This window comes from Motilibacter deserti, assembly GCF_011250635.1.
Lineage (GTDB): Bacteria > Actinomycetota > Actinomycetes > Motilibacterales > Motilibacteraceae > Motilibacter_A > Motilibacter_A deserti.
In genome coordinates this window covers 1-1,015 of the sequence record NZ_JAANNP010000247.1, presented here as the reverse complement: position 1 = coordinate 1,015, position 1,015 = coordinate 1, and the positions used below count along the sequence as shown (strand labels likewise).

Genomic DNA, 1,015 nt, shown 5'->3' with positions numbered 1-1,015 from the left:
CTGCTCGTCTTCGTGGGGACGGCGACGGTGATCGGCTATCGGGTGTACTACCTGCAGGACGTGCTCGGCGTCCCCGTCGAGCGCATCGGCGACGTGGTCTTCACCGCGCTGCTGCTGTCCACGGCGGCGACGCTCATCGCCGCGCCGGTGTTCGGCCGCCTCTCCGACCGCACCGGCTCGCGCAAGGCGCTCGTCGCGGTCTCGGCCGGGGTCGTGGCGGCGAGCCACCTCGCCATCGCGCTCGTCGGGAGCCTACCGGCGTTCTACGTGGTCAGCTTCGTCGCCGGCATCGCCGTCGGGTGCTACGTCGCGGTCGACCTCGCGCTCGTCACCGACGTGCTGCCCGGCTCGGCCACCGCCGGCAAGGACATGGGCGTGTTCCACCTGGCGAACGTGCTGCCGCAGCTGCTCGTCCCGGCCGTCGCGCCGCTGGTGCTCGGGCTGGGCGGTGGGGAGGCGTACGAACTGCTCTTCGCCCTCGCCGCGGGCCTCGGGCTGCTCGGGGCGCTGGCGATCCTGCCGGTCCGGTCGGTGCGGTGAGCGCCCCGCCCGCCGCCCGCCGCCAGGCTAGCCGCGGACGACCCAGCAGAGGCAGAAGGGGTGCCCCGCCGGGTCCGCATAGACCTGGAACCGGTCCGCCCCTTCCGCGCCCGCTGGCTGCAGCAGCCTGCCGCCGAGCGCCACCACGTGCGCGTGCGCGGCCTCCGCGTCCTCGACCCACAGGTCGAGGTGCACCTGCTGCGGCTGGCCGTCCGGCCACTGGGGCGGCACGTGCCCGGGCGCGAGCTGGACGCCCACCCGCGGCGCTCCGTCCACCGTCACCATGTGGAAGTCGCCGTCGTCCTCCACGGCCCCGTCGAGGACGCCGGCCCAGAAGCTGCTCTCGGCCGCGAGGTCCGCGGCGTCGAAGACGACGACCTGATGAGCGATCTTCACCGGGCTCATGCTTCAGCCGGCGGCCGGGGGCCGTCAAGGCTGCGGGTCACGCGCCCGCGAGTGCGGCGGGGCGGGCTCG

General features: G+C 74.9%; 2 protein-coding genes. One reads left to right on the top strand and one right to left on the bottom strand.

The features are described from left to right. On the top strand, nucleotides 1-540 hold a 540-nt coding region (locus G9H71_RS22830; RefSeq protein WP_166285026.1), incomplete at its 5' end, for an MFS transporter. Between the two features lie 27 nt (nucleotides 541-567). On the opposite strand, the gene G9H71_RS22825 is transcribed toward G9H71_RS22830, so the two are convergent. Continuing rightward, nucleotides 568-936 (bottom strand): VOC family protein, encoded by a 369-nt coding sequence (locus tag G9H71_RS22825; RefSeq protein ID WP_166285025.1) that lies wholly within the window; start codon nucleotides 934-936, stop codon nucleotides 568-570. Nucleotides 937-1,015 lie beyond the last annotated feature (79 nt).